Origin of the sequence: Microbacterium sp. NPDC019599 (genome assembly GCF_040632175.1) — a bacterium.
Taxonomy (GTDB): Bacteria; Actinomycetota; Actinomycetes; order Actinomycetales; family Microbacteriaceae; genus Microbacterium.
In genome coordinates this window covers 137842-159904 of the sequence record NZ_JBEYBL010000005.1, presented here as the reverse complement: position 1 = coordinate 159904, position 22063 = coordinate 137842, and the positions used below count along the sequence as shown (strand labels likewise).

At 70.6% G+C, this 22063-nt stretch carries 16 protein-coding genes; 6 read left to right on the top strand and 10 right to left on the bottom strand.

All coding sequences use genetic code 11. The features are described 5' to 3' along the window. Positions 1–41: 41 nt before the first annotated feature. From ABZ477_RS11115 to ABZ477_RS11090, 6 genes are all read right to left on the bottom strand, one after another. On the bottom strand, positions 42–1331 hold the full coding sequence (locus ABZ477_RS11115) for a sugar ABC transporter substrate-binding protein (protein WP_360132373.1): 1290 nt from the start codon (positions 1329–1331) through the stop codon (positions 42–44). Between the two features lie 33 nt (positions 1332–1364). Then, entirely contained in the window at positions 1365–2288 is a 924-nt protein-coding gene (locus ABZ477_RS11110) for a carbohydrate ABC transporter permease (RefSeq protein ID WP_360132370.1), read from the bottom strand. Then, positions 2285–3226 carry a sugar ABC transporter permease gene (locus ABZ477_RS11105; RefSeq protein WP_360132367.1) on the bottom strand — a complete coding sequence of 314 codons (942 nt, stop codon included), beginning with the start codon at positions 3224–3226 and terminating at the stop codon, positions 2285–2287. The genes ABZ477_RS11110 and ABZ477_RS11105 overlap by 4 nt, the downstream gene beginning before the upstream one ends. Continuing rightward, positions 3223–4263, bottom strand: a complete 1041-nt coding sequence (locus tag ABZ477_RS11100; protein ID WP_360132364.1) for a LacI family DNA-binding transcriptional regulator — start codon at positions 4261–4263, stop codon at positions 3223–3225. The genes ABZ477_RS11105 and ABZ477_RS11100 overlap by 4 nt, the downstream gene beginning before the upstream one ends. Before the next feature lie 157 nt (positions 4264–4420). Beyond that, positions 4421–6238 (bottom strand): hypothetical protein, encoded by a 1818-nt coding sequence (locus tag ABZ477_RS11095; protein WP_360132361.1) that lies wholly within the window; start codon positions 6236–6238, stop codon positions 4421–4423. Further along, positions 6235–8043, bottom strand: a complete 1809-nt coding sequence (locus tag ABZ477_RS11090; RefSeq protein ID WP_360132358.1) for a PQQ-binding-like beta-propeller repeat protein — start codon at positions 8041–8043, stop codon at positions 6235–6237. Before ABZ477_RS11090 ends, ABZ477_RS11095 begins: the two co-directional genes overlap by 4 nt. Positions 8044–8102: 59 nt before the next feature. Here ABZ477_RS11090 and ABZ477_RS11085 point away from each other — a divergent pair, with 59 nt between their 5' ends. From ABZ477_RS11085 to ABZ477_RS11070, 4 genes are all read left to right on the top strand, one after another. Then, entirely contained in the window at positions 8103–8774 is a 672-nt protein-coding gene (locus ABZ477_RS11085) for a TetR/AcrR family transcriptional regulator (RefSeq protein WP_360132355.1), read from the top strand. A 120-nt stretch (positions 8775–8894) separates the two neighbouring features. Beyond that, complete coding sequence (locus tag ABZ477_RS11080) at positions 8895–11609, top strand: cation-translocating P-type ATPase (protein WP_360132352.1); 2715 nt, start codon at positions 8895–8897, stop codon at positions 11607–11609. 169 nt (positions 11610–11778) lie between these two features. Then, positions 11779–13029, top strand: coding sequence for an acyl-CoA dehydrogenase family protein (locus tag ABZ477_RS11075; RefSeq protein WP_360132349.1), 1251 nt, complete (start codon positions 11779–11781; stop codon positions 13027–13029). Positions 13030–13122: 93 nt separating this feature from the next. Beyond that, entirely contained in the window at positions 13123–14277 is a 1155-nt protein-coding gene (locus ABZ477_RS11070) for an AI-2E family transporter (protein ID WP_360132346.1), read from the top strand. Between the two features lie 40 nt (positions 14278–14317). On the opposite strand, the gene ABZ477_RS11065 is transcribed toward ABZ477_RS11070, so the two are convergent. Beyond that, positions 14318–15898, bottom strand: a complete 1581-nt coding sequence (locus ABZ477_RS11065; protein WP_360132343.1) for a TrkA C-terminal domain-containing protein — start codon at positions 15896–15898, stop codon at positions 14318–14320. Positions 15899–16137: 239 nt separating this feature from the next. Here ABZ477_RS11065 and ABZ477_RS11060 point away from each other — a divergent pair, with 239 nt between their 5' ends. Together ABZ477_RS11060 and ABZ477_RS11055 are read left to right on the top strand one after the other, a co-directional pair. After that, complete coding sequence (locus tag ABZ477_RS11060; RefSeq protein WP_360132340.1) at positions 16138–17184, top strand: ATP-dependent DNA ligase; 1047 nt, start codon at positions 16138–16140, stop codon at positions 17182–17184. A 319-nt stretch (positions 17185–17503) separates the two neighbouring features. Then, positions 17504–18796 (top strand): threonine/serine exporter family protein, encoded by a 1293-nt coding sequence (locus tag ABZ477_RS11055; RefSeq protein ID WP_360132337.1) that lies wholly within the window; start codon positions 17504–17506, stop codon positions 18794–18796. Positions 18797–18814: 18 nt separating this feature from the next. Here the strand turns inward: ABZ477_RS11055 and ABZ477_RS11050 are convergent, their stop codons facing one another. The 3 genes from ABZ477_RS11050 to ABZ477_RS11040 are packed head-to-tail and all read right to left on the bottom strand — an operon-like array spanning position 18815 to position 21947. Next, complete coding sequence (locus tag ABZ477_RS11050) at positions 18815–19144, bottom strand: hypothetical protein (protein WP_360132334.1); 330 nt, start codon at positions 19142–19144, stop codon at positions 18815–18817. A gap of 16 nt (positions 19145–19160) precedes the next feature. Continuing rightward, on the bottom strand, positions 19161–20204 hold the full coding sequence (ligD, locus tag ABZ477_RS11045; protein WP_360132331.1) for a non-homologous end-joining DNA ligase: 1044 nt from the start codon (positions 20202–20204) through the stop codon (positions 19161–19163). 39 nt (positions 20205–20243) lie between these two features. Continuing rightward, positions 20244–21947, bottom strand: coding sequence for a carboxypeptidase regulatory-like domain-containing protein (locus ABZ477_RS11040; RefSeq protein WP_360132328.1), 1704 nt, complete (start codon positions 21945–21947; stop codon positions 20244–20246). Positions 21948–22063 lie beyond the last annotated feature (116 nt).

Sequence of the window (22063 nt, the reverse complement as noted above, 5' to 3'; positions counted from 1 at the left end):
GGCGGTGCATGGTGCGCCGCCCCGCGCTCTCGTCTATCCGGTCAGCCGTTGACTTCGGTCCAGCCGTCGCTGAGCTGCTGACGCAGCTCGTCGACGCTGATCTGGTCGCCGAAGTACTGCTGGAAGGCCGGGGTCGCGATCGTGTCCTTCCACTCGGCGTACTTCGAGACCTTGAGGAAGGGCGGCGCGGTGAGGCCGGCGGCCGAGGCGATGATCTGATCCCACCCGGTCGCACCTTCGGCGAGGCCCTTGACGGCCTCCTGCGCAGCGCCCGAGGACGGGATCAGCGCGTCGGCGAAGGCGATCGAGGCGAGGTTGTCGGCGCTCATGAAGTAGTTCATGAACTCGGCCGACTCCTCGACGTGCTCGGAGTCGATGTTGATCGAGTACGTCTGCGGGTTCGCGGCCTGAAGGGCGCCCGCCGAGCCTTCGAGCGGGGGCAGGACCGTCCAGTTGAAGCCCTCGGGAGCGTCATTGGCGATGTTGGTCGCCTGGAACGAGCCCTGGATCGTGAGTGCCGCCTTGCCGCCGTAGAACGATGCGAGCACGTCCGAGCCCGACTGCGTGAGCGACGTCGGGTCGAGCGACTTGTCCTCGTACGCCATGGCGTGGACGAGCTCGGGGACAGCCGTCTCGTCGGGGCCGACGTCGATCGTGACGTCCTCGCCCTCGCCTTCGAAGAAGTCGCCGCCCGTGCCGAGCGCGAGGCTCATCATGGCCGCCGTCGGCGACCCGAGACCCCAGCCGAGCCCGTAGGCGTCGGCGGTCGTCGTGGCCTGCGCGATCTCGCGCAGCTCATCCCACGTCATCGTGTCGCCGCTCGGGACCTCGACGCCGGCGGCCTCGAGCAGATCGGTGTTCGCGAAGACCATGTAGGACTGCATCGTCGACGGGTAGGCGATGATCTCGTCGTTGATCGTGACCGAGTCCCAGATGCCCTGCGAGATGTCGTCCTTGATCGCGGGGTCGATGAGGTCGGTGAGGTCGGCGAGGTAGCCGTCCTGGGCGAACGACGCGATGCTCGCGGCCTCGAAGTGGATGATGTCGGGGGCGGTCCCGCCGGTGAACTGGGTGATGAGCTTGTCGAAGATGCCGTCCCAGCCTGCCTGGACGATCTCGACCTGCACGTCCTCGTGCTCGGCGTTCCACGCGTCCACGATCGCGCCGACGGCCTCCTGGGTCGCCGGCTGGTCGGAGAGCGACTGGAACTGGAGCGTGACGACCTCGCCGTCATCGCCGCTGTCGGTCGCGCTGCCCTGCTGGCAGCCCGTGAGGGCGAGTGTCGCGGTTCCCGCGACGGCCAGTGCGACGATGCCTCTGGACTTCCACATGATGGATACCTTTCTCATGGTGACGGGCAGGAATTACCCCTTGACGGCACCGGCGAGCATTCCGCCGGTGAGTCTCTTCTGCAGGATGCTGAAGATGATGAGCGACGGGATCGTCGCGAGTACGGCGCCCGCTGCGAGCGGGCCGAGCTGCGTCTGACCCTCGGCGCCCAGGAATGAGCGCAGCGTGATGGGCAGCGTGTACAGCTCCGGGCTCTGGATGAGCACGAGTGCGAGGAAGAACTCGTTCCAGGCGGAGACGAACGTGAACATCGCCGTCGCCGCGATTCCCGGTGCGAGGAGCGGGAAGACGATCGAGCGCAGCACGCGCCAGCGACCGGCGCCGTCCATCTCGCCCGCCTCCTCGAGGTCGATCGGGATCGCCGCGATGTATCCCTGCAGCATCCACAGCGTGAACGGCATCGTGAAGGTGACGTACACCAGGGTCAGCCCGAACAGGGTGTCGTTGAGGTGCAGGGTCCGCATGACGAGGAACAGCGGGATGATGATGAGGATCGCGGGGAAGACCTGGCTCGCGAGGATCCAGATCGTCCCGCCCGCCCGGAGCCGGCCGCGCAGGCGCGCGAGCGCGTACGCCATGGGCATCGACAGCAGCAGCGTGATGAACGTGGTGGAGATCGCGACGATGAGCGAGTTGCCGGCCGACTGGATGAGGTTCTGTCGCTCGAGGGCGTCCACGTAGTTGGTGAAGACCCACTCCGCCGGGATGAGGTTCGCCGACAGCGAGTTCAGCTCTCGGGACGACTTGAAGGATGCCGAGAGCAGCCACACCAGCGGGAAGCCCAGGAAGAAGAGATAGACGCCGAGGCCGACGTACTGCATCACCCTGGAGCCGGTGAGCTTCTTCCGGCGGCGGGGGCGCTCGGAAGACGCACCGCCTGTCACGATCGCGCGGGTGGTGTCGCCGGCCGCGATGACGGGGGTCGTTTCGGCGGTCATCGGCCGGCCTCCTTCGCCTGGCGGAACTGATGGACGAGGTAGAACGACAGGATGATCATGATCGCGACGACCAGGACGTCGCCCATGGCGGACGCGTAGCCGATCTCACGGTTGCGGAAGGCCTCGAGGTAGGTGAACAGCGGGGGGATCATCGTGCGACCGCCGGGGCCGCCCTCGGTGAGGACGTACACGAGGCCGAACGAGTTGAACTGCCAGATGAAGTCGAGCGCGGTGATCGCGAAGATCACGGGGCGCAGGGCCGGGAGCGTGACGTGCCAGAAGCGACGGAACGAGCCGGCGCCGTCGACGGCCGCTGCCTCGTGCAACTCGGGCGCGATGGACTGCATGCCCGCGAGCAGCAGGACGGTCGTCTGCGGCATCCCCGCCCACACGCCGACCACGATGACGGCGGGCAGCGCCGTGTTGAAGTCGCCGAGCCAGTTGACCGCGGGCAGGCCCATCGCCTCGAGCACGGCGTTGAGCGGTCCGGAGTTGGTGTTGTAGATCATCCGCCACACGATCGCGATGACGACCGGCGGCATCGCCCACGGGATGAGCGCGAGAACGCGTGTGAAGCCCTTGAGCCGGAGGTCGGAGTTGAGCAGCAGCGCGAGACCCATCGCCGAGACGAGCGTGAGCAGCGAGACGGAGGCCGCCCAGACCAGTCCGATCCCGAACGACGCCCAGAAGCGGGAATCGTTGAGAAGGGCGATGAAGTTGCCGAAGCCGATGAAGTTGATGTCGGCGTTGCGCGCGAGCGTGGCGTCGGTGAACCCGAGGACCACGCCGCTCACGAGCGGGACGACCGAGAAGATCAGGATCGGCAGCAGGGCCGGCAGGACCAGGAAGATCGCCTCGCGACGCTCCGCCCTTGCGCGCGGGCCGAGGCGACGCACCTTGGGCTTGCGGGGTGTCTCGGTGAGGACGGCGGTGCTCATGCGGAGGCCTCTCTGGGGAAAGCCGTGACCGTGTGCGGGGCGCGCAGGACGGAGGACCCGCGGACGCGGAGTGTCGGTGCGACGGTGACGGTCTGCTCGGGGCGGCCGGGCTCGGCGATCCGCGCGAGGAGCAGCTCGGCGGCGAGGCGGCCGCGCTCGGCTGCGCCGAGACCGACGCTCGTGAGTCCGGGACGCGACACCTGCGCGAGCTCGGTGTCGTCGACGCCCGTGATCGCGAGGTCTGCCGGGACGCGCAGCCCCAGATCGTCGGCCGCGTGCAGCGTGCCGATGCCGATCAGGTCGTTGGCGGCGACGACGGCGTCGATCTCACCCGCGCGCTCCTGGAGAAGACTGACCGCCGCGCCATAGCCCTCAGCGATCGTGAAGTCGTCGACGGCGATCTCGATGCTGGAGACGTTCCGCGCGGCGGCCACCGCCCGGCGGAAGCCGTCCAGACGGAAGCGTCCGGGCGTGGTGTCCTCGGGTCCGTTGATGAATGCAAGGCGGCGGCGACCCTCGGAGACCAGGTGGTCGACGACGAGCCCCATGCCTCGGGTCGAGTCGGCCATGACGGTGTCGGTGCCGGAGTCGTCGGGCATGCGTCCCAGGACGACGACGGGAACCGGAGCCTCCGAGATCGCGGCGACGAGTTCGTCCGTGACGCGCAGCGGCGAGATCACCATGCCGTCGACGAAGCCTCGGCGCAGGCTCTCGACGAGTTCGACGGTCGCGTCCGCGTCACCGGTGCTCGAGATCACGAGGCGGTAGTCGGATGCTGCGACGACGCGTTCGATCGCGCTCATCATGTCGACGTAGACGGGGTTGCCGATGTCGGCGACCGCGTACGCGAGCTGCTGCGTGCGGCCGAGCTTGAGCGATCGAGCCCTCGCGTCCGCCGTGTAGCCGAGCTCGGCGGCCGCCGCGCGGACCTTCTGGACCGTCTCTGCGCTCGCGACGAGCCCGTTGAGGGCACGCGATGCCGAGGCGACCGAGACACCGGCGCGCTTGGCGACGTCGATGATCGTGACTCGCGCCACTGTCCCTCCTTGGATGCTCCACGGCCTCTTCACCGCGTGTGGGTTGGAAACGTTTCCAACGGACACCGTAAACGTTTCCACTCTTCGCCGCGATTGTCAAGCCGGGACTTGTGTCCTCGGCGAACGCTCAGGCGGGATCGAGGGTCGCCAGGTTCCGTCAGCCGTCCGCGCGCGGGGCAGGCGCTCTCGCCGCTTCGCTCGCGACCGACGTGCGCGGCCCGAGCGCCGTCGCGAGGGCGGCCAGCAGTGCGGCCGTCAGCAGGCCCGTCCCGAGCAGCTCGTCGCCGAGGAGGAGCGGGGCGCCGAGGTTCACCGTCGCGTCGGGGTCGCGCGCGAGGGCCGCGAACGCGAGGACCGTCACGCCGAAGAGCGCGTTCGCGAGGAACAGCAGGACGCGGCTCGATCGCGGATAGCGGCGGGATGTGGCGTTGGCTCGGCCGCCGCCGGTCAGGAGCGCCCACACGAACCCGAACAGGACGAACGCCGAGCCGGTGAAGCCGAACGCCCACTTGAGCGGATCCTCGACGAACGTCCGCTGGTCGAAGAGCGCCGCGATGAGCAGCGCGACCCCGATCGCGGCGGCTCGGGGCGGCGTGAGGCGGCGCCGGACGATCCAGGCGGTCAGCAGCGCGACGGCCGCGATCGTCACGACGACCGTGAGCGCGAAGCCCGTCCAGGCGATCTGCTCGAACCCCGTCAGCGCGAGCACCGACATCGCGACGCACACGATGCCCATCGACGAGTACAGCTCGGGAGTCGTCGCTCGCCCCCGCCGCGCGGCGCGGAGTGCGAGCACGAGGAGCCCGATCCCCACGACGAGGCGGAGCGCCCACACGATCCACTCCTCGCTGAGGGCGTCGGCGACCGCGGACGGCGGTCCTGAGATCGCGTCGTCGAAGGTGATCGAGAAGAGGATCGACGTCAGCATGTACAGGAGCGTCGTCGGGAGGATGCCGATCACGAGCAGCGCCGCGAGGGCCTGCGCGATCTCGCCGAAACGCGACTCGAGCGCCGCAGCGGGCGGCGGCGGGAGCGGCCCGCGGATGCGCGACAGGAAGGCCCACGCTCCTGCGACGGCCGCGAGCAGCAGGACGGCTCCCACGAACGGGAGGAACTCGAGCTTCTCGCCCGAGGCGAACCCCGCGACGATCGCCCAGCCTCGCCACAGCACGAGCGCTCCGAGGAGCACGGCGCCGGCGACGACCGGCAGGCGCCGCTCGACGCTCGCGACGGACTGCGTCGCCATCGCGCACGACAGCTGGGCGACGGCGGCGCCGGCGGCGAGCGCCGCGGGGAAGGCGAGCGTGCCGATGTTCTGCATGATCGACGAGAGGGTCACAGGACCCGCCTCCAGGCCGAACTCCGCCGCCGCGCGGGTCGTCGTCCAGGCGCCGACCCCCACCCCGATCGTGATGATGCCGAACACGACGGCGAACTCGATCCACGAGTAGCGGCGGCGACGCCGCACGAAGAGCAGGACCCACAGCGCGACGGTGGCGAGCGCCGCCGCGACGCGGCCCGGGGTGATCGCCGTGTCGAGCGCCGTGTCGTTCACTCCGACCGAGACCATGACGAGCGTCGACAGCAGCGTCACGATGACGGCGAGCCAGAGCGGGACCCGCAGCGCGGCCGTCTGGGCGAGCGCGAGCGCCAGGACGACGAGCGCGAGCAGGGGTCCCACCGTCCACGCCGGCATCGAGATCGCGAAGGTGCCGGCCGACGCGCTGAGCTCGCTCGCCTCGCGGATCGCACCGGCCGCGACGACGGCGATCGCCGCCAGGACGTAGCCCGCGAGCGCGATCGCGACGACGGGAGCCAGCCCGCGCGGCCAGCGCTGCGCGCGCAGGCGCCCGTCCCGCACGGGCTCGACGACGACGTGCAGCACGAAGTCCCGGACGACTCCGGCGACAGGGCGGATGCCGCGCCACCGGTCGGGCGGAGTCTCGGGGCGCCTCGGCTCGGCGGAGGCGCTCACGGCCCGACCCTCACGATCCCCGCCTTCGCGTCGGTCATCCAGACGGCGTTCGGTGCGGCCGTCAGGTACCGGAACGATCCCAGCGACTCCGGCGGCACTTCCCAGGTCGCGGCATCCGATCCGTCCGCCGCGAGGAGTCGGATGCGGGAGCCGCTCGTCGCGGCGAGCGCCGTGCCGTCCGACGCGATCGCCGTCGCGAGGGGAGCACGCCACGTGATCGAGCCGTCCTCGACGTCGAAGGCGGCGAGGTCGCGCCACGTCTGCGCCACGACCCGGTCGCCCACGAGCGCGAGGTCGTCGATGCCGGTCGAGGCGCTCGTGCTCCACACCGTCGACCCCGTGGCGGGGTCGAGCCGCTCCACGACGTCGTCGCGCGTGGCGAACAGCGCCTCGCCGTCCGTCGCGAACGCGGCGACCTCGCCGTCCGGGTCGTCGGTCCACAGTGCCGAGCCGTCGCCGAGATCGACCGCCGCCAGCGCGCCGACCCGGTCCGCCGTGACCGCGAGGCCGTCCACGACCACGACCGACTCGACGCCGTCGGCCGACACATACGCGCTCCAGCGCTCCTCCCCCGTCCCGGCGTCGAGCGACCGGACCGTGCCGTCGAGGCATCCGATCACGAGACCGCCGGCGCGATCCCCCGCAGGGGCGCCGACCACGAGGTCGGGGGTGGACCGCGTCCACACGCGGTCGCCGCGCGCCGTGTAGGCGACGAGGTCGCGCTGGGACGTCGCCACGACGAGCAGCTCGCCGACCGCGCCGAGCGCGATCACATCGCCACCCGGCCGCAGGACCCGGTCGACGACGAGCCCCTGCTCATCCTCGCGCAGCAGCGTCAGGTCGCCCGTGTTGAGGTCGGCTACCGCGAGCTTCTCGCCCACCATGACGGGGCGGAGCGCAGGCGACACCGTGAACACGCTGTCGCCCCACAGCGGATCGACCCACCGCGCCGCGACGAGCGCGGCATCCCAGAACTCCGGATGCTGCCACGACGGCACGCGCGCCGAGAGCTGCACCGCGACATGCGGCTCGTCCGCGGGCGGGATCGTGATGGGCTCCTCCCCCTCGAACCCACCCGTCGAGGCGACCTGGCCTGCGCCGGGACACCACAGGGAGGTCTGGTGATAGACGAGCGCGGCGCCCTCGCCCGGTGTCAGGGTGACGGTGGACACCGTCTCGAGGCATCCGTCCCGGACATGGTCGGCGAGCGACGGGTCTTCGGGCTCGCGGGCCGCGAAGTCGCCCTCGTACGCGAACTCGGCCGACTGCGGTGCGCCGTCCGGACCCAGCTGGGCCCACAGGCTCGTGCCCTCGCTCTTCCACTCGGCGCCGGGCCGCACGTCGGAGGCGAGCACGACCATCCCGGGCATGAACACGGAGTCCAGCGGAAAGCCGGAGCTCGCGACGATCCGGATGCCCGCGCCGCCGATGCTGTACAGGTCCCGCGGGTTCGCCCCCGCACGCCCCGCCTCGGGCCCCCAGTACGTCGCCCAGTGCGGGACGGCGCGCGCAGCATCCGGATAGGCCGTCACCGCGATGCCGGCGACCTGCGTCGGCAGCACGAAGAGGGCCGCGACCCCTGGCGCGCGCCGCTGCTCGTACTGTGCGACGCCTCCGGCCATCTGCGCCCATCCGACAGCACCGTCCTCGGGCAGGAAGGCCGCCGCGGTGCCGCCCACGACCGGCGGGCGGACGTCGGTCGCCGAGGTGAGCGCGAGCGTCCCCATGGCGACGACGCCGCAGACGACGGCCGCCGCGATGATGCGCCGGCGACGCCGCCGCGGAACCACCCCCGCCCCGGGCATGTCGTCATGATAGGCGGCGCCTGCCGTGGCCCGCGTCAGCGCCGCACTAGGCTCTGCCCATGAGCGACACCGCCGCGCCGGCCTCCGCGCGCCATGCCGTCGTGGCCGCGGCCCTCGACCTCTTCGCGACCCAGGGCTTCGAGGCCACCTCGGTCGAGCAGATCGCCCAGGCGGCCGGCATCTCCAGATCCACCTTCTTCCGCCAGTTCGGCGGCAAGGACGACGTCGTCTTCGCGGACCACGAACTGCTGCTGGACGGCCTGCGCAGCTACCTCGCGCAGCCGCACGAGAATCCGTGGGCCGCGGTGTGCGAGGCATCCCTCTGGGTCTTCAAGCAGTTCACGGCGGACCCCGAGCTCGCGCGCCGCCGCTACGCCGTCGTGCGGGGCGTGCCGGCCCTGCGCGAGCGCGAGATCGTGACGGTCTTCCGGTACGAGCGGCTCTTCGACGAGTACCTCCGCGAGGCGCTGCCGGGGCTCGATCCGCTCGACGCCGTCGGGTTCGCGGCCGTCGTGACGGCCGTCCACAATCACGTCCTGCGCCAGCTGCTGCGCAGCTCGAAGCGCGTCCCGGTGTCGGTGCTGCGCCGCGCGCTCGACGACGTGCTGCACCGGTTCGGCGTGCATCCCGACGGCGAGGACGCGGGCCCCGACGATCTCGTCGTCGCCGTGTTCCCGCGGCGGATGCCGAAGGCCGAGGTCGCGCGCAGGCTCGGCGAGCAGATCGGCTGACGCCCCGCCTGGGCGCCCCGCACCGGAACCACCCGGGTCGTCCGCGAGTCCTCGGCCGTCCTCGCCCGGAACGGTCGATGCACCGGCCTCCGCGCCCTCAACCGGGAGTAGGTTCATGCCATGACCGCCCTGGACACCTCGCCGACGTCGCCCTGGTTCACTCAGGACGCCGCGGCCGTCACCGCCACGCTCGAGACCGACCGCGATCGAGGACTGTCGCAGACCGAGGCCGCGCGACGCCTCGCCGACCACGGCCCCAATGCGATCGCCGCCGAGCCCTCGCCGAGCGTGTGGCAGGTGGCCTTCCGCCAGCTCATCGACCCGATGAACGTCATGCTGGTCGCGGTCGCCGTCATCAGCCTCTTCATCAATCAGGTGAGCGTCAGCATCCTCGTGGGCGCCCTCGTGATCCTGAACGTCGTGCTGGGCACGCGTCAGGAGATGAAGGCCAAGGCCTCGGTCGACGCCCTCGCCAAGATGCAGATCCCGCAGGCGAAGGTCGTGCGCGACGGGACGCTCGCGCAGGTGGATGCCACGACCCTCGTGCGAGGCGACATCGTCGCTCTCGAGGCCGGCGACATCGTGCCCGCTGACGGCCGCATCCTCCGTTCGGCGACGCTGGAGACTCAGGAGGCGGCGCTCACGGGCGAGAGCGCGCCGATCGCGAAGGATGCCGCGGCCCTCGCCGACCCCGAGACGACGCTCGGCGACCGCGCCAACATGGTCTTCCAGAACACGCAGGTCACGCGCGGGACGGCGAGCATCGTCGTGACCGAGACCGGCATGGACACGCAGATGGGGCGCATCGCCTCGATGCTGTCGGCCGTCAAGCCCGCGAAGTCGCCGCTGCAGCGCGAACTCGACTCCCTCACGGGCGTCCTCGGCTGGATCGCGTGGGGCGCCGTGGCCGTCATCGTCGTGATGGGCGTGATCAACGGCCAGCCGATCCAGTCCGTCATCCTGCTCGGCATCTCGATGGCGATCTCGGCCATCCCGACGGGCATGCCCTCGTTCGTGCAGGCGATGCTGTCGTACGGCTCGCGGCAGCTCGCCGAGCACAAGGCCGTGGTCAAGAACCTCACCGACGTCGAGACGCTCGGCGCGACGAGCGCCATCAACTCGGACAAGACCGGCACGCTCACGATGAACGAGATGACGGTCGAGTCGCTCTACCTCGCGGGCGAGTGGTTCTCGGTCGCCGGCAGCGGCTACGAGAAGTCGGGTGAGATCCGCCGGGTCGCGGGGACGCCCAACCCCGACTTCACGACGCTCGCGCTCGGGCTCACGCTGTGCAGCGACGCGACGGTCTCGGACGACGGCGTCGTGGTCGGCGACCCGACCGAGGCGGCGCTGGTCGTGCTCGCGGCCAAGATGGGGGCGGATGCCGAGCTCACGCGCGCGCAGTACCCGCGTGCGGCCGAGGTGCCCTTCGACTCGGCGTACAAGTTCATGGCTACCTTCCACGAGATCCCCGACGGCGGAAAGACGCGCCTGGTCGAGCTCGTCAAGGGCGGGCCGGATGTCGTCCTCGAGCGGTGCTCGACGGTCCTGACCACCGAGGGCCCGGCCCCGATCGACGCGCAGCGCCAGGCCGTGCTCGACGCGAACCGCAGCCTCTCGGAGCAGGGCCTGCGCGTCCTCGCGTTCGCCTTCCGCCGCTTCGAGCCGGGCGCGGCCGTGCCCGCGGATCCGTTCGCGGAGGTGAAGGACCTGACACTCGCGGGACTCGTCGGCATCATCGACCCGCTCCGCCCGTCCTCGAAGGAGGCCGTCCGCATCGCACGCGAGGCCGGCATCGAGGTGCGCATGATCACGGGCGACCACGCGATCACCGCGGCCGCGATCGGCGCCAAGCTCGGCCTCGGCACGGGTGCTGCCAGCGGTGCCGAGATCCAGGCGATGAGCGACGACGAGCTCAAGGCGGCCCTGCCGGACCTGCACGTCTTCGGTCGCGTCACTCCGGAGGACAAGCTGCGCCTCGCCCGGCTCATGCAGGAGGACGGGGCCGTCGTCGCCATGACGGGCGACGCCGTAAACGACGCCGCGGCGCTCAAGCAGGCCGACATCGGCGTCGCGATGGGCTCGGGCAGCGACGTGACGAAGCAGGCGGGGAAGATGATCCTCGTCGACGACAACTTCGGCACCCTCGTCACCGCGGTCCGCCTCGGCCGGGCGATCTACGACAAGATCGTCAGCTACGTCCGCTTCCAGATGGCGCAGCTGTTCTCGCTCGTCCTGCTCTTCCTCGTGGCGAGCATCTTCAGCATCAACGACGGCGTGCCGCTCACGCCGATCATGGTCCTGTTCCTGAACTTCTTCATCGTCATCTTCCCGGTCATCGTGATCCTCCTCGACCCCGTGCCGGACGGCATCATGCAGAAGCCGCCGCGTGACCCGAAGAAGACGATCGCGAATCCCGCGGCCGTGGTCCTGTGGTTCGTCTACGGCGGGCTCATCTTCATCACGACACTCCTGCCGCTGCTCCTCTACCCCGACCAGCTGAGCTCCACCGCCGCCAACGTCCCGGTCACGATGGCGTTCGTCGTCGCAGCCCTCGGCTCGATCTTCGGCGGCCTCGTCATGCGCCGGGACCCCGAGTCCGGCTTGACGCCGCCCATCCTCGTCGCAGTCAAGTGGCTCGCGATCCCGCTGGCACTGACCGTCGCGGCCGTCGAGATCGGCTTCATGCAGAACCTCGTGGGCACGGTCTCGCTGAGCGGATCCCAGTGGCTGCAGTGCCTCGGACTCGCCCTCATCGTGCCCGTCGCGATCGAGCTCGAGAAGCTCATCCGCCGCGCGCGCATCGCCCGCCGGGAGCGCGCCGCGCGCGCCTGAGCCTCCCGCGCCATGGCCCGCTCTCGCGAGAACGCCCTTATGTCCTCTTCCCACGGCGTGTGGAGGACACAAGGGCGTTCTCGCGAATGGAGGTGAGACTCAGTCCGACATACACTGGAACTCAGTGTCAGCACTGTCTAGGCATCCTGAGCCGACTGGAGTTCCGATCATGACCGACTTCCGCGAGCGCCCGGGTGAGCGCGTCGAGGGCTACGACGTGACGTCGCGCCTCGGCACCGACTACTACGCCGTCTTCGCCGACATCCCCGACGCCGACCGCGCCGTCTGGGAGCGCGCGCAGGCATTCGTCGACGAGGTCGGCGACCGGATGCTGGACGCCTGGGACAAGGCGGAGTACCCGCTCGACATCGCACGGCGCCTCGGTGAGCTCGACCTGCTCAACGACGGCATCGAGCATCCCGACCTGACGCCGTTCTCACCCCTCGCGGCGGGCCTGGTCAACATGGAGGTCTCGCGCGGCGACGGATCGCTCGGCACCGTGATCGCCGTGCAGGGCGGACTCGCGCTGCGCACGCTCGCCCTCTTCGGCAGTCCCGAGCAGCAGGCGCGCTGGCTGGGTCCCATCGCCCGCGCGGAGGTGCCCGCGGCATTCGCGCTCACCGAGCCCGACCACGGCTCGGACTCCGTCTCGCTCGAGACGACGGCGCGCCGCGACCCCGCGGCGGGCTCGGAGCCCGGGGGCTGGGTGCTCGACGGCGCGAAGAAGTGGATCGGCAACGGCGCCTCCGGCGGCGTGACGTTCGTGTGGGCGCGCGTGGACTCCCCCGGCGACGACGACCACGGCGCTGTGCGCTGCTTCCTCGTCGAACAGGATCGCCCCGGGTACACCGGCACCGTCATCACGGGCAAGGCGTCGCTGCGCGGCATCCATCAGGCCCACATCGCCCTCGACGGCGTGCGCGTGCCCCTGGACGCCGTCCTGCCCGGCGCGAAGTCGTTCAAGGATGCCTCGACCGTCCTGTACTCGACGCGCTCCGGCGTCGCGTGGTCGGCGCTCGGGCACGCGACCGCCTGCTACGAGGCGGCCCTGAACTACGCGCAGCAGCGGACGCAGTTCGGCCGGCCGCTCGCGAAGTTCCAGATGGTGCAGGAGCGCCTCGCGCAGATGCTCGAGGAGCTCACCGGCATGCAGCTCTACTGCCGCCACCTCGCCGACCTCGAGCTCTCCGGCGGCCTGCGCCCGACGCAGGCGTCGCTCGCGAAGTACCACAACACCCGCGCCGCCCGGCGGATCGCGGCGACGGCCCGCGACCTCCTGGGCGGCAACGGGATCCTCATCGAGAACCGCGTCATGCAGCACCTGGCCGACATCGAGGCGATCCACACGTACGAAGGCACCGAGTCGATCCAGGCGCTGCTCATCGGCCGCGACATCACGGGGATGAGCGCCTTCGTCTGAACCCGCCTCAGGCGGACGGCATCCGCCCTATGGCGGCGCGCCGGACGGCGCAAGCCCCCAGGGTCGAAGGGTCGCAGGCCCTAGCGTTGCGGGATGGGCATCTTCTTCCGTCGTGAGCCGCTGATCGTGCGGCTGGACGAGTCCGGGGCGGAGCAGCCGGCGCTCCGGCCCCCCGCGAGCCTGTGGGCCGACGCGTTCGGCAGGCTCGCGACCCGCTCGCTGCAGATCATCGTCGTGGCTGTGCTGGCGACCGGGCTCATCTGGCTGAACCTGCAGCTGACGCTCGTGACGATCCCGCTCGTCCTGGCACTCATCTTCGCGGCGGCCTTCGCTCCGGCCATGGCGTGGATGCGGCGAGCCGGCCTGCCCGCACCGCTCGCGACCGTCATCTCGCTCCTGGCGGTCCTGGTCATCCTCGGCGCGTTCACTTGGCTCATCGTGTGGGCCGTCACCGATCAGTGGGAGGACCTCTCGCGACAGGCGCAGGAGGGGTTCGCGCACCTGATCGACTGGGTCGAGACCCTGCCGTTCGCCCCGACGCCCGATCAGCTGCGCGAATGGGCGGGGCAGCTCACGGACTTCCTCACGAGCTCCCAGTTCGGCTCGAGCGCGCTGCGCGGCGTCAACGCGATCACCAACTTCGTGACCGGACTCGTCCTGCTCGTCACGATCCTGTTCTTCTTCCTCAAGGACGGCCCGCAGATGTGGGAGTTCGTCCTCCGGCCCTTCCGCGGTGCCGCGTACACGCGGGCACGCCGGATCGGTGACAAGACGATCGGCACGCTCGGCTCGTACGTGCGCGGGACGGCGCTCGTCGCCCTCGTCGACGCGGTCGGCATCCTCATCGGCCTGCTGATCCTCCAGGTGCCGCTCGCGATCCCGCTGGCCGTGCTGACCTTCCTCCTGTCGTTCATCCCGATCGTCGGCGCCGTCATCGGCGGGATCATCGCGGCGCTGGTCGCTCTCGTCTCCAACGGCTGGGTCAACGCCCTGCTCGTCGTCGGGGTCGTCGTCCTCGTGAACCAGCTCGAGGGCAACTTCCTCCAGCCCGTCCTCATGGGGCGCTCGATGCGCCTGCACTCGTTCGCGATCCTCATCGTGCTCGCCGGAGGCGCCGCGGTCGGCGGCATCCTCGGCGCCGTGCTCGCGGTCCCCATCGCCGCCGTCGTGTGGGGCGCCATCCAGGTGTGGGACGGCCCCGACCGGCCGGCGCGCTGGGCCCGCCCGCGGCACGCGATCGACTCCTGACCTGCGGGGACGGATGCTGTCGGCATCCGTCCCCCGTCCGTCAGAGGACGACGATCAGCTGGGCCAGCAGGATCTTCACGACCATCGCCATCGGGAAGACGAGGCTGTAGCCGAGCGCGACCCGGACGTCGTAGCCGGTCCGGAGGTTCGCGAAGCCGAGGATGGCGGGGTTCGTCTGCGACCCGCCGACGACGCCCGACAGCCGCGTGCCGCCCGGCTTGAAGACGAGCTTCACGACGAAGAACGTGCCGATCGTCGCGATGAGGGTCACGATCGCTCCGAGACCCGCGAGGACGAAGACCTCGCCCGAGACGAAGGCCTGCACGATGGTCGACCCCGCGTTCGAGCCCGCGTAGGCGAGGAAGATGAGCAGGCCGAGCTCGGCGAGGACCGTCGCCGCGGTGTTCGGGAGCGCCGTCACGATGGGCCCGATGCGCCCCGCCCGGCCCATGACGAGGCCGATTATGAGGGCCCCCGCGGCGAAGCCCAGGCTGAAGTGCTGGCCGCCCGGGAGGGGGATCTGGATCGAGCCGATGAGCAGGCCGACCGTGATCCCGAGGCCGAGGGCCGCGGGATTGAGGTCGGCCATGCCGCGCTCGGAGTCGCCGAGGAACGAGGTCACCTCGGGCATCGTCTCGGTCGGGCCGACGACCCGGAGGCGGTCGCCCAGCTGCACGACGAAATCGGGGCTGCCGACGAACTCGACGTCGCCGCGGCGGACGCGGACGATGTTGGCGCCGAAGCGCTTCTGCAGCTCGAGGCTCGCGATCGTGCGGCCCGAGCGCTTCGCGTCGGACAGGATGATGCGGCGGAAGTCGAGGCGGCTGCGGTCCCGCGTGATGTCGATGGCCGAGGTGTGCCCGAGCTCGGCCGCGATCGCGTCGACCTCGTCGCTCGGGCCCACGACGTTCACGACGTCGCCCGCCTCGAGCGTCGTCTCGGGCCCGATCGGCTCGACGGGTCCCTCGCCGCCGGGGCTCCGGCGCGAGAACGTGACGCGGTTGCCGTGCGCCTTCGCGATGTCGGAGGCCTTGCGGACCGACGTCGTGTCGATGCGGACCGGCTTGTCGACGATGGGGCTCGGGGTGTCCTTGTCGTTCTTGCTGTTGCGGAGGGCAAGTGCCACGGCGGCCATCGCGGCGACGACGGCGAACGGGTACGCGCTGGCGTACCCGACGGTCGCCTCGGCGCTGCCGCCTGTGGCCGCGAGCGCCGGGGTGTTGGTCACCGCACCGGCGAACAGGCCCGCGATCGTGACGGGATTCAGTGTCGCCGCCTTGCCGAGGAGCACGGCCGCGCCCGCCGCGATCGCCATCATGACCGCGACGACGATCATGAGGGGATAGGCGGTCTTGATGGCGTTGAAGAAGCCCGGGCCGGCGATGATGCCCGTGCAGAACGCGAAGACGACGAGTCCGACATCGCCGATGTAGGAGGGGATGGCGATCGGCTCGCCGACGGCGACGCTCCACGCCACGAGCCCCATCGCGGTGAAGAGGACGGCCACCGCGCCGAGTGAGACGCCTCCGACGCGGACGCGTCCCAGCGCGGCGCCGAGCCCCACGAGGAGGAAGACGACGATGACCGGCTGCGCAGCGAGGAACCCGAAGACGACGTCCACTCGCACCTCCTGTCGGCTGATGTGAGCACCCGCCCCCGAGTCTGCCGTGCCCGCGGCCTCGACCGCCATGGGTCTTCCCCGTCTCGCCTGTTGGAGGCCGGCGCGGTACGACCCTGTCCACTCGGGGTTCGTCTCCGTCGAACGTCGGGTCTGGCGCCGCGCTTCTGCGCATTCCACGGAGACGACCTGCCGCGGGGCGGGCCTGTGCGAGGTCGGCGGGGCGCGGCAGGATGGACGCCATGCCGTACGACATCCCCGCGCCCATGCTCGCCAAGTCGGTTCCCGAGGTCCCCGCGCAGGACAAGGTGGCCGGCGGGCTGAGCTACGAGCCCAAATGGGACGGGTTCCGCGCGCTCGTCTCGTGGGACGGGACGGATGTCGAGATCGGGTCGCGCGGCGCGAAGCCGCTCACCCGCTACTTCCCGGAGCTCGTCGAGGCCTTCGCACGGCTCCTGCCCGAGCCGTGCCTCATCGACGGCGAGGTCGTCGTGCCGAAGGGCGACCCGGGCGCGCAGCGCCTGGACTGGGAGTCGCTGTCGCAGCGCATCCACCCCGCGGCTTCCCGGGTCGCGATGCTCTCCGAGAAGACGCCGGCGATGTTCATCGCCTTCGACCTGCTCGCGCGCGGTGAGCGCGACCTGCAGTCCGAGCCGTTCTCGGTGCGTCGCGCCGAGCTCGTCGATCTACTGGGCGGCCTGCCGCATCCCGTGCACGTGACCCGCACGACAGACGACGCCGACCTCGCGCGCCGCTGGCTGGCCGAGTTCGAGGGCGCGGGGCTCGACGGGGTCGTGGCCAAGCCGCTCGCACAGCCCTACTCCCCGAACAAGCGCACGATGTTCAAGATCAAGCACGCCCGGACGGCCGACGTCGTCGCGATGGGCTATCGCGTCCACAAGTCGGGGCAGGGCGTCGGGTCGCTGCTCGTCGGGCTCTACAGCGACGACGGCACGCTCTACCCCGTCGGCGGCGTCGCCGCGTGGAGCGACAAGCGCCGGCTCGAGCTCGTGGACGAGCTCGACCCGCTCGTCGAGCGGGATGCCTCGGGCGAGGTGCTCCGGGCCGAGGGGGAGAAGTCCCGCTTCCAGTCGGCGCGCGTCGATTCGTCGTTCGTGCGGCTGCGCCCCGAGCGCGTGCTCGAGGTTCGCTACGACCAACTCGAGGGCTGGCGCTTCCGGCACACCGTGCAGTTCGAGCGGTGGCGGCCGGACCGCGACCCCGAGTCGTGCACCTACGAGCAGCTGGAGACCGTGTCGGCGTACGACCTGGGCGACGTCCTGGATTGATCCAGACGAGATCGAGGGCCCGCAGCGGCATGTCGGGGGTGAGCGCGGCTGCGGGCCATCTCGAAGCGGCGCCGTGAGTGGGGCGCCGCGCGCGGCCCATCTGCAGCGGCGTCTGACCGTGTGCGCGGCTGCGGGCCGGATTCTCCAGGTTTGCGACGAAGGAGTGAGGGGGCGAGGTCTCGGCCGTCGGCCGCCCGCCACTCCCTTCGTCTGACATCGAAGCTACGCGGGCCCGACCGGCGCCGCTGGGCGGATGGCCGTGGAAAATCACGCTGGAAGCGGTGCGCGCCGGGCCGCACCGCAGTGCCATGATCGGAGCATGTCCGCGCTGGGACCTGGCGAGCACGACGAGCCGACGGAGACGGCCGAGCTGCGGCTCGAGCCGCTGCACTTCATCGCCCGCGTCGATGCGGTCCTGCGCCTGGGCCGGCTCATGCTCGGCGCGGGCGCGTCCTCGGCCCGCGTGCGCGACTCGATGAAGCGCGTCGCCCACGGGCTCGCGATCGACGGACTCCACTCCCGCGTCGGGATGACGGACATCGTCGTGACGGCCCAGCGCGGATCGCTCTACCGCACGCGCGTCGCCGAAGTGCGGCCCGGCGTCGACGCCGACCGGATCGTGCGGCTGCAGCGCCTCTCGCATCGGGCGGAGACCGGGGCGACAGCATCCGATCTCCAAGCCGAGCTCGAGGAGATCGAGGCGAGCCCGCCTCGCTACGCCACTGCGCTGCGCGTCGCCGCCGCCGCGGCCGCCTGTGCGGCATTCGCGCTGCTGAACAACGGAGGGTGGGCCGAGGCCCTCGCGGTCGGGCTCGCCGTCGCGGTCGGGCAGTGGTTGCGCATGGTGCTCCTGCACGCCCGGATCAACGAGTTCTTCGTCGTCTTCCTCTCGGCGGTCGTCGCGCTGCTGGGCTACTTCGGGATCATCGGACTGCTCGACGCCGTGCGGCTCGCGGACGGCGGGCACGACGCCGCCATGACGAGCGCGGTGCTGTTCCTCGTTCCCGGCTTCGCCCTCGTGACCGGCGCGATGGACCTCGCGCGCCTGGATCTGCACGCCGGCATCGCCCGGGTCACGTACGCGTGCCTCGTGCTGCTTGCGACGGGGACGGCCGTGTGGGCGATCGCGGCGGCCTTCCAGTCGAGTGCGACCCTGACGCTTCCTCCGCTGTTCGACGAGCCGGCGCTTTCGGTCGTGCGCATGATCGCGGGGTTCACCGGCGTGCTCGGCTTCGCGCTGCTGTTCTGCACGCCGTGGCGCATCGCGCTCCTCGCGGCGGTGATCGGGGCGATCGTAAACCTCGGACGCCTGCTGCTGGTCGACGCGGGCGCGATGCCGGCGGTCGCCGCCGCCCTCGCGGGCCTCGCCGTCGGGGTGGGTGCGTTCGCGGCGTCGCGCTGGCTCGACGCGCCGCGCGTCACGCTCGCCGTGCCGGCCGTGCTCATCATGGTGCCGGGGGCCGCGGCCTACCGCGCGATCGTCGCGACGATCGACGGCGACACCGTCGCGGCCGTCCAGTACGGCGTCCAGTCCGTCTCGGTCGTCGTCGCGCTCGCGATCGGGCTCACCGTCGCCCGCATCCTCACCGAGCGCGAATGGGGCCGCACCTGACGAACGGTCCGGGGTCTGCTAACCCGACGCCTGATCGTCCCAGTCGGTGACCCGCGTCCAGTCATGGCGCGCGATGAATGCGCGCTCCCCCGCCGACCACTGCTCGAGCGCGTGTGCGACGTCTGCAACACCCACCCCGGTCACTTGGAAGTGGCGTCGCGGGGACCGGTCGCGGTACTCCAGGAGCAGCATCCCGTCGAGGTTGAACGCCTGCGCGTAGGAATTCTTCCGGCCGTCCGACACCGTTATGAATCCGTCCGGATCCTGAAGTTCCCGCGCCACGAACGGCAGCCAGCGCTCTGGAAGACCCACTGTCCCGTTCAAGGTGTTGATGATGAGTTCTCGCATGGGGACACCCCATCGGTCAGTCGGCCGGCTTCGGCCAGTTCTCGGGGTTGATCCGGCTCGGCTGGACCCGCGGCGGCTCGCCCGGCATCTTGGGGAAGTCCGGAGGGAACGGCAGCTCCCCGAGTCCGGCATCCAGATCGCGCTGCCACCACTCGAGGAGCGTGTCGATGCGGCCGGGCGCCTCGAGCAGCGAGGCCCACGGATCGCCCTGATCCGCGAGGCGCTGCGGCACGGATCGCAGTGTGAAGGCCGTCGGGTCGACGCCTGTGTCGAGCTCGTCCCACGTGAGCGGCGTCGAGACGGTCGCGCCGGGCAGGGCGCGCGGGCTGTAGGCGCCCGCCATCGTGCGGTCGCGGTTGGCCTGGTTGAAGTCGATGAAGATGCGCTCGCCGCGCTCCTCCTTCCACCAGTTCATCGTCACCTTGTCCGGCAGCCGCCGCTCGAGCTCGCGGCCGGCCGCGATGACGGCATGGCGGACGTCGAGGAACTCGTGCGTCGGCTCGATGGGACAGAAGACGTGGATGCCGCGATTCCCGCTCGTCTTGAGGAACGCCGTGAGTCCGGCCTCGGAGAGCACCTCACGCAGCGCCGGCGCGACGGCCGCGGCATCCGCGAAATCGGTTCCCGGCTGTGGGTCGAGGTCGATGCGCAGCTCGACGGGATTGTCGGTGTTCGACGTGAGCGACGCCCACGGGTGGAACACGATCGTGTTCATCTGCGCCGCCCAGACGGCCGCCGCGATCTCGGTGAAGACGATCTGCGGATGCCGCCGCCCGCTGTTGTAGGTCACGGTCTGGGCCTCGACGAAGGCGGGCGCGCCCTTGGGCGGGTTCTTCGAGTAGAAGCGCTCGCCGTCGACGCCCTCTGGGAATCGCTCGAGCGACACGGGCCGGTGGCCGTTGGCCGCGAGGAACGGCTCGGCGACGGTCACGAGGTACTCGGCGAGCTCGTGCTTCGTGATGCCGAGATCGGGCCAGATGACCCGGTTCGGGCTCGAGATGCCCACTTCGCGGTCGCCGTCCGGTCCCGCGACAGTCATGGTGATGCGCTCCGACGCCATGCCCCGACCTTATGCGGGCCGGGGCATGCGACGGAACCGCTACGGTGCCCAGACCACAGGGTTCGTTGTGGCCGTGTAGAGAGTGTGCGTCGCGTAGCCGGGGTTGGACACCACCACTTTGCCCTGCAGTCGCTTGCCGATGAAGTCGGTCAGCGAGCGCTGGAGGAAGTCAGAGGGACCCGACTGGACCAGGACACCGTCGGCGTAGAAGTAGTACGTGAACTGAGACCCGGCCGTGAACGCACCGCTCGTGTAGATGCCGAATCGAATCAATTGGCTCTGCAGACCCCTCGGCACCGAGGGGTTCTCCTCGACGAATGCCATTCCGATGAGTGCGATCCGCGGAGTCGCGGCGGAGGTTCGCGCGAACGTGCCGTAGCCGTCTTTCGATCCCGTCACCTTGACCGAGATCCGCTTGTCGCGGTCGCCGGCGCTCAGTGTGTACGTGGGCGCAGTCTCGCTCTCGATGGCCTTGCCATCGCGGTACCACTGGTAGCGGATGGTCGCGCCAGAGGTCCACGTCCCCTTCCATGCGGTGAGAGTCGGATACTTCCACCAGAACTGGCTGGTCCCCCGAGCGTCGATCGCCGTCTTGCCTGTGATCTTCGGCATGGAGGTCATGAGGACCTTCCCACGCGGCGCGGAAGTCGCCGTGGTCGAGATCATCCCGGTCTTCATGCCCTTCACGCGCACCGTGACCAGCTTGTGCTCCTGGGCTGCGGTCGGGACGAAGGTCTTCGCCGTTGCGCCCGGAATCGCGACGCCGTCGGCCAGCCACGTGTAGCGGTAGGCGGCGCCCGAGATGACGGTGTGCGTCGCCGTCAGCTTCGATCCGACAGCGGACGATCCCGACACGGCGACCGTTCCGAGGCTCACCCGCGGCGTGAGCGCCGCGCTCGCGGTGTACGACGTGCGTCCGAACGTCCTGACGATGTTCGAGGTGGCGAAGTCGGGCTTGTTCTGGAACCACTCCCCCTTGTAGCCCGCCGACGCGAACTGGACGAGGTAGTAGCCGTGCGGAACCTGCGCGAAGTCGTAGCGACCCGCCGCGTCCGTGGTGAGCGTGTCGACCGGTTCGAACCACAGGACTTCATCCGAGTCCGGTCCGCGGCTCGCCCACAGCGTCACTTCGGCCCCGGCGACTGCCGTGCCGGTGAGCTCGTTCTTGACGTTCCCTCCGAACGGGAAGGGCGTCGACAGCTGGATCGGCCCGAGCCCGGTCTCGCGCTCGCTGACGCCGACCGGCGGGAAGGGCGCAGCAGTAGCCCCACCGTCGGACCACTGCCAGGCGTACGCGGGATCGCGCGGCACGAACAGCAGGTCGTAACCGCCTGTGGGAAGCGCCTCGAAACGATACTGGCCCTGCTCGTCGGTGACGACGGTCGTGACGTACTCGTAGGGCGACTCCGGGTCGTCCGTCGCATGGAAGGCGTACACGTCGACGTTCGCAGCAGCGACGCCGCCCTCGAGGATCGTGGACCCGTGAAGAACACCCGTCGGCTCGGCCTCCGCGCTGCGCGCGGCCGGGGCATCCGGCGCGCTCAGGGTCGAAACGTCGCCGCCGAGCGCCTGGGCGGTGATGGCGGGCCACTGCGCGCGCGGCGCTGCCGCGACTTCAGCGGCCGACGGCTGCTCAGTCGGCGCGGTCGCGGCGGTCGCCCCCTGCACCGTCCCTGCGGTCAGCCCCGCGGCGAGCACCGCCGCCAGAAGGGCGCGAAAACGGACACGACGATCAACGGTCATCGAATGGATCTCCCAAGCAGGCGGCAGGCGTCGGCCGCCACGAACCCTCGGGCCCCACGCCCGAGGATGTCAGCCTAGGCGATCCTGGAGGCGTATCCGGACGCGTGAGTCCGGAC

What these genes read in the sequence shown, in the direction of transcription:
- ABZ477_RS11110 (WP_360132370.1), bottom strand. Translation starts at nt 2,288, where the DNA reads ATGACCGCCGAAACGACCCCCGTCATCGCGGCCGGCGACACCACCCGC.
- ABZ477_RS11055 (WP_360132337.1), top strand. Translation starts at nt 17,504, where the DNA reads ATGTCCGCGCTGGGACCTGGCGAGCACGACGAGCCGACGGAGACGGCC.
- ABZ477_RS11105 (WP_360132367.1), bottom strand. Translation starts at nt 3,226, where the DNA reads ATGAGCACCGCCGTCCTCACCGAGACACCCCGCAAGCCCAAGGTGCGT.
- ligD (WP_360132331.1), bottom strand. Translation starts at nt 20,204, where the DNA reads ATGGCGTCGGAGCGCATCACCATGACTGTCGCGGGACCGGACGGCGAC.
- ABZ477_RS11090 (WP_360132358.1), bottom strand. Translation starts at nt 8,043, where the DNA reads ATGCCCGGGGCGGGGGTGGTTCCGCGGCGGCGTCGCCGGCGCATCATC.
- ABZ477_RS11080 (WP_360132352.1), top strand. Translation starts at nt 8,895, where the DNA reads ATGACCGCCCTGGACACCTCGCCGACGTCGCCCTGGTTCACTCAGGAC.
- ABZ477_RS11060 (WP_360132340.1), top strand. Translation starts at nt 16,138, where the DNA reads ATGCCGTACGACATCCCCGCGCCCATGCTCGCCAAGTCGGTTCCCGAG.
- ABZ477_RS11115 (WP_360132373.1), bottom strand. Translation starts at nt 1,331, where the DNA reads ATGTGGAAGTCCAGAGGCATCGTCGCACTGGCCGTCGCGGGAACCGCG.
- ABZ477_RS11070 (WP_360132346.1), top strand. Translation starts at nt 13,123, where the DNA reads ATGGGCATCTTCTTCCGTCGTGAGCCGCTGATCGTGCGGCTGGACGAG.
- ABZ477_RS11040 (WP_360132328.1), bottom strand. Translation starts at nt 21,947, where the DNA reads ATGACCGTTGATCGTCGTGTCCGTTTTCGCGCCCTTCTGGCGGCGGTG.
- ABZ477_RS11075 (WP_360132349.1), top strand. Translation starts at nt 11,779, where the DNA reads ATGACCGACTTCCGCGAGCGCCCGGGTGAGCGCGTCGAGGGCTACGAC.
- ABZ477_RS11050 (WP_360132334.1), bottom strand. Translation starts at nt 19,144, where the DNA reads ATGCGAGAACTCATCATCAACACCTTGAACGGGACAGTGGGTCTTCCA.
- ABZ477_RS11085 (WP_360132355.1), top strand. Translation starts at nt 8,103, where the DNA reads ATGAGCGACACCGCCGCGCCGGCCTCCGCGCGCCATGCCGTCGTGGCC.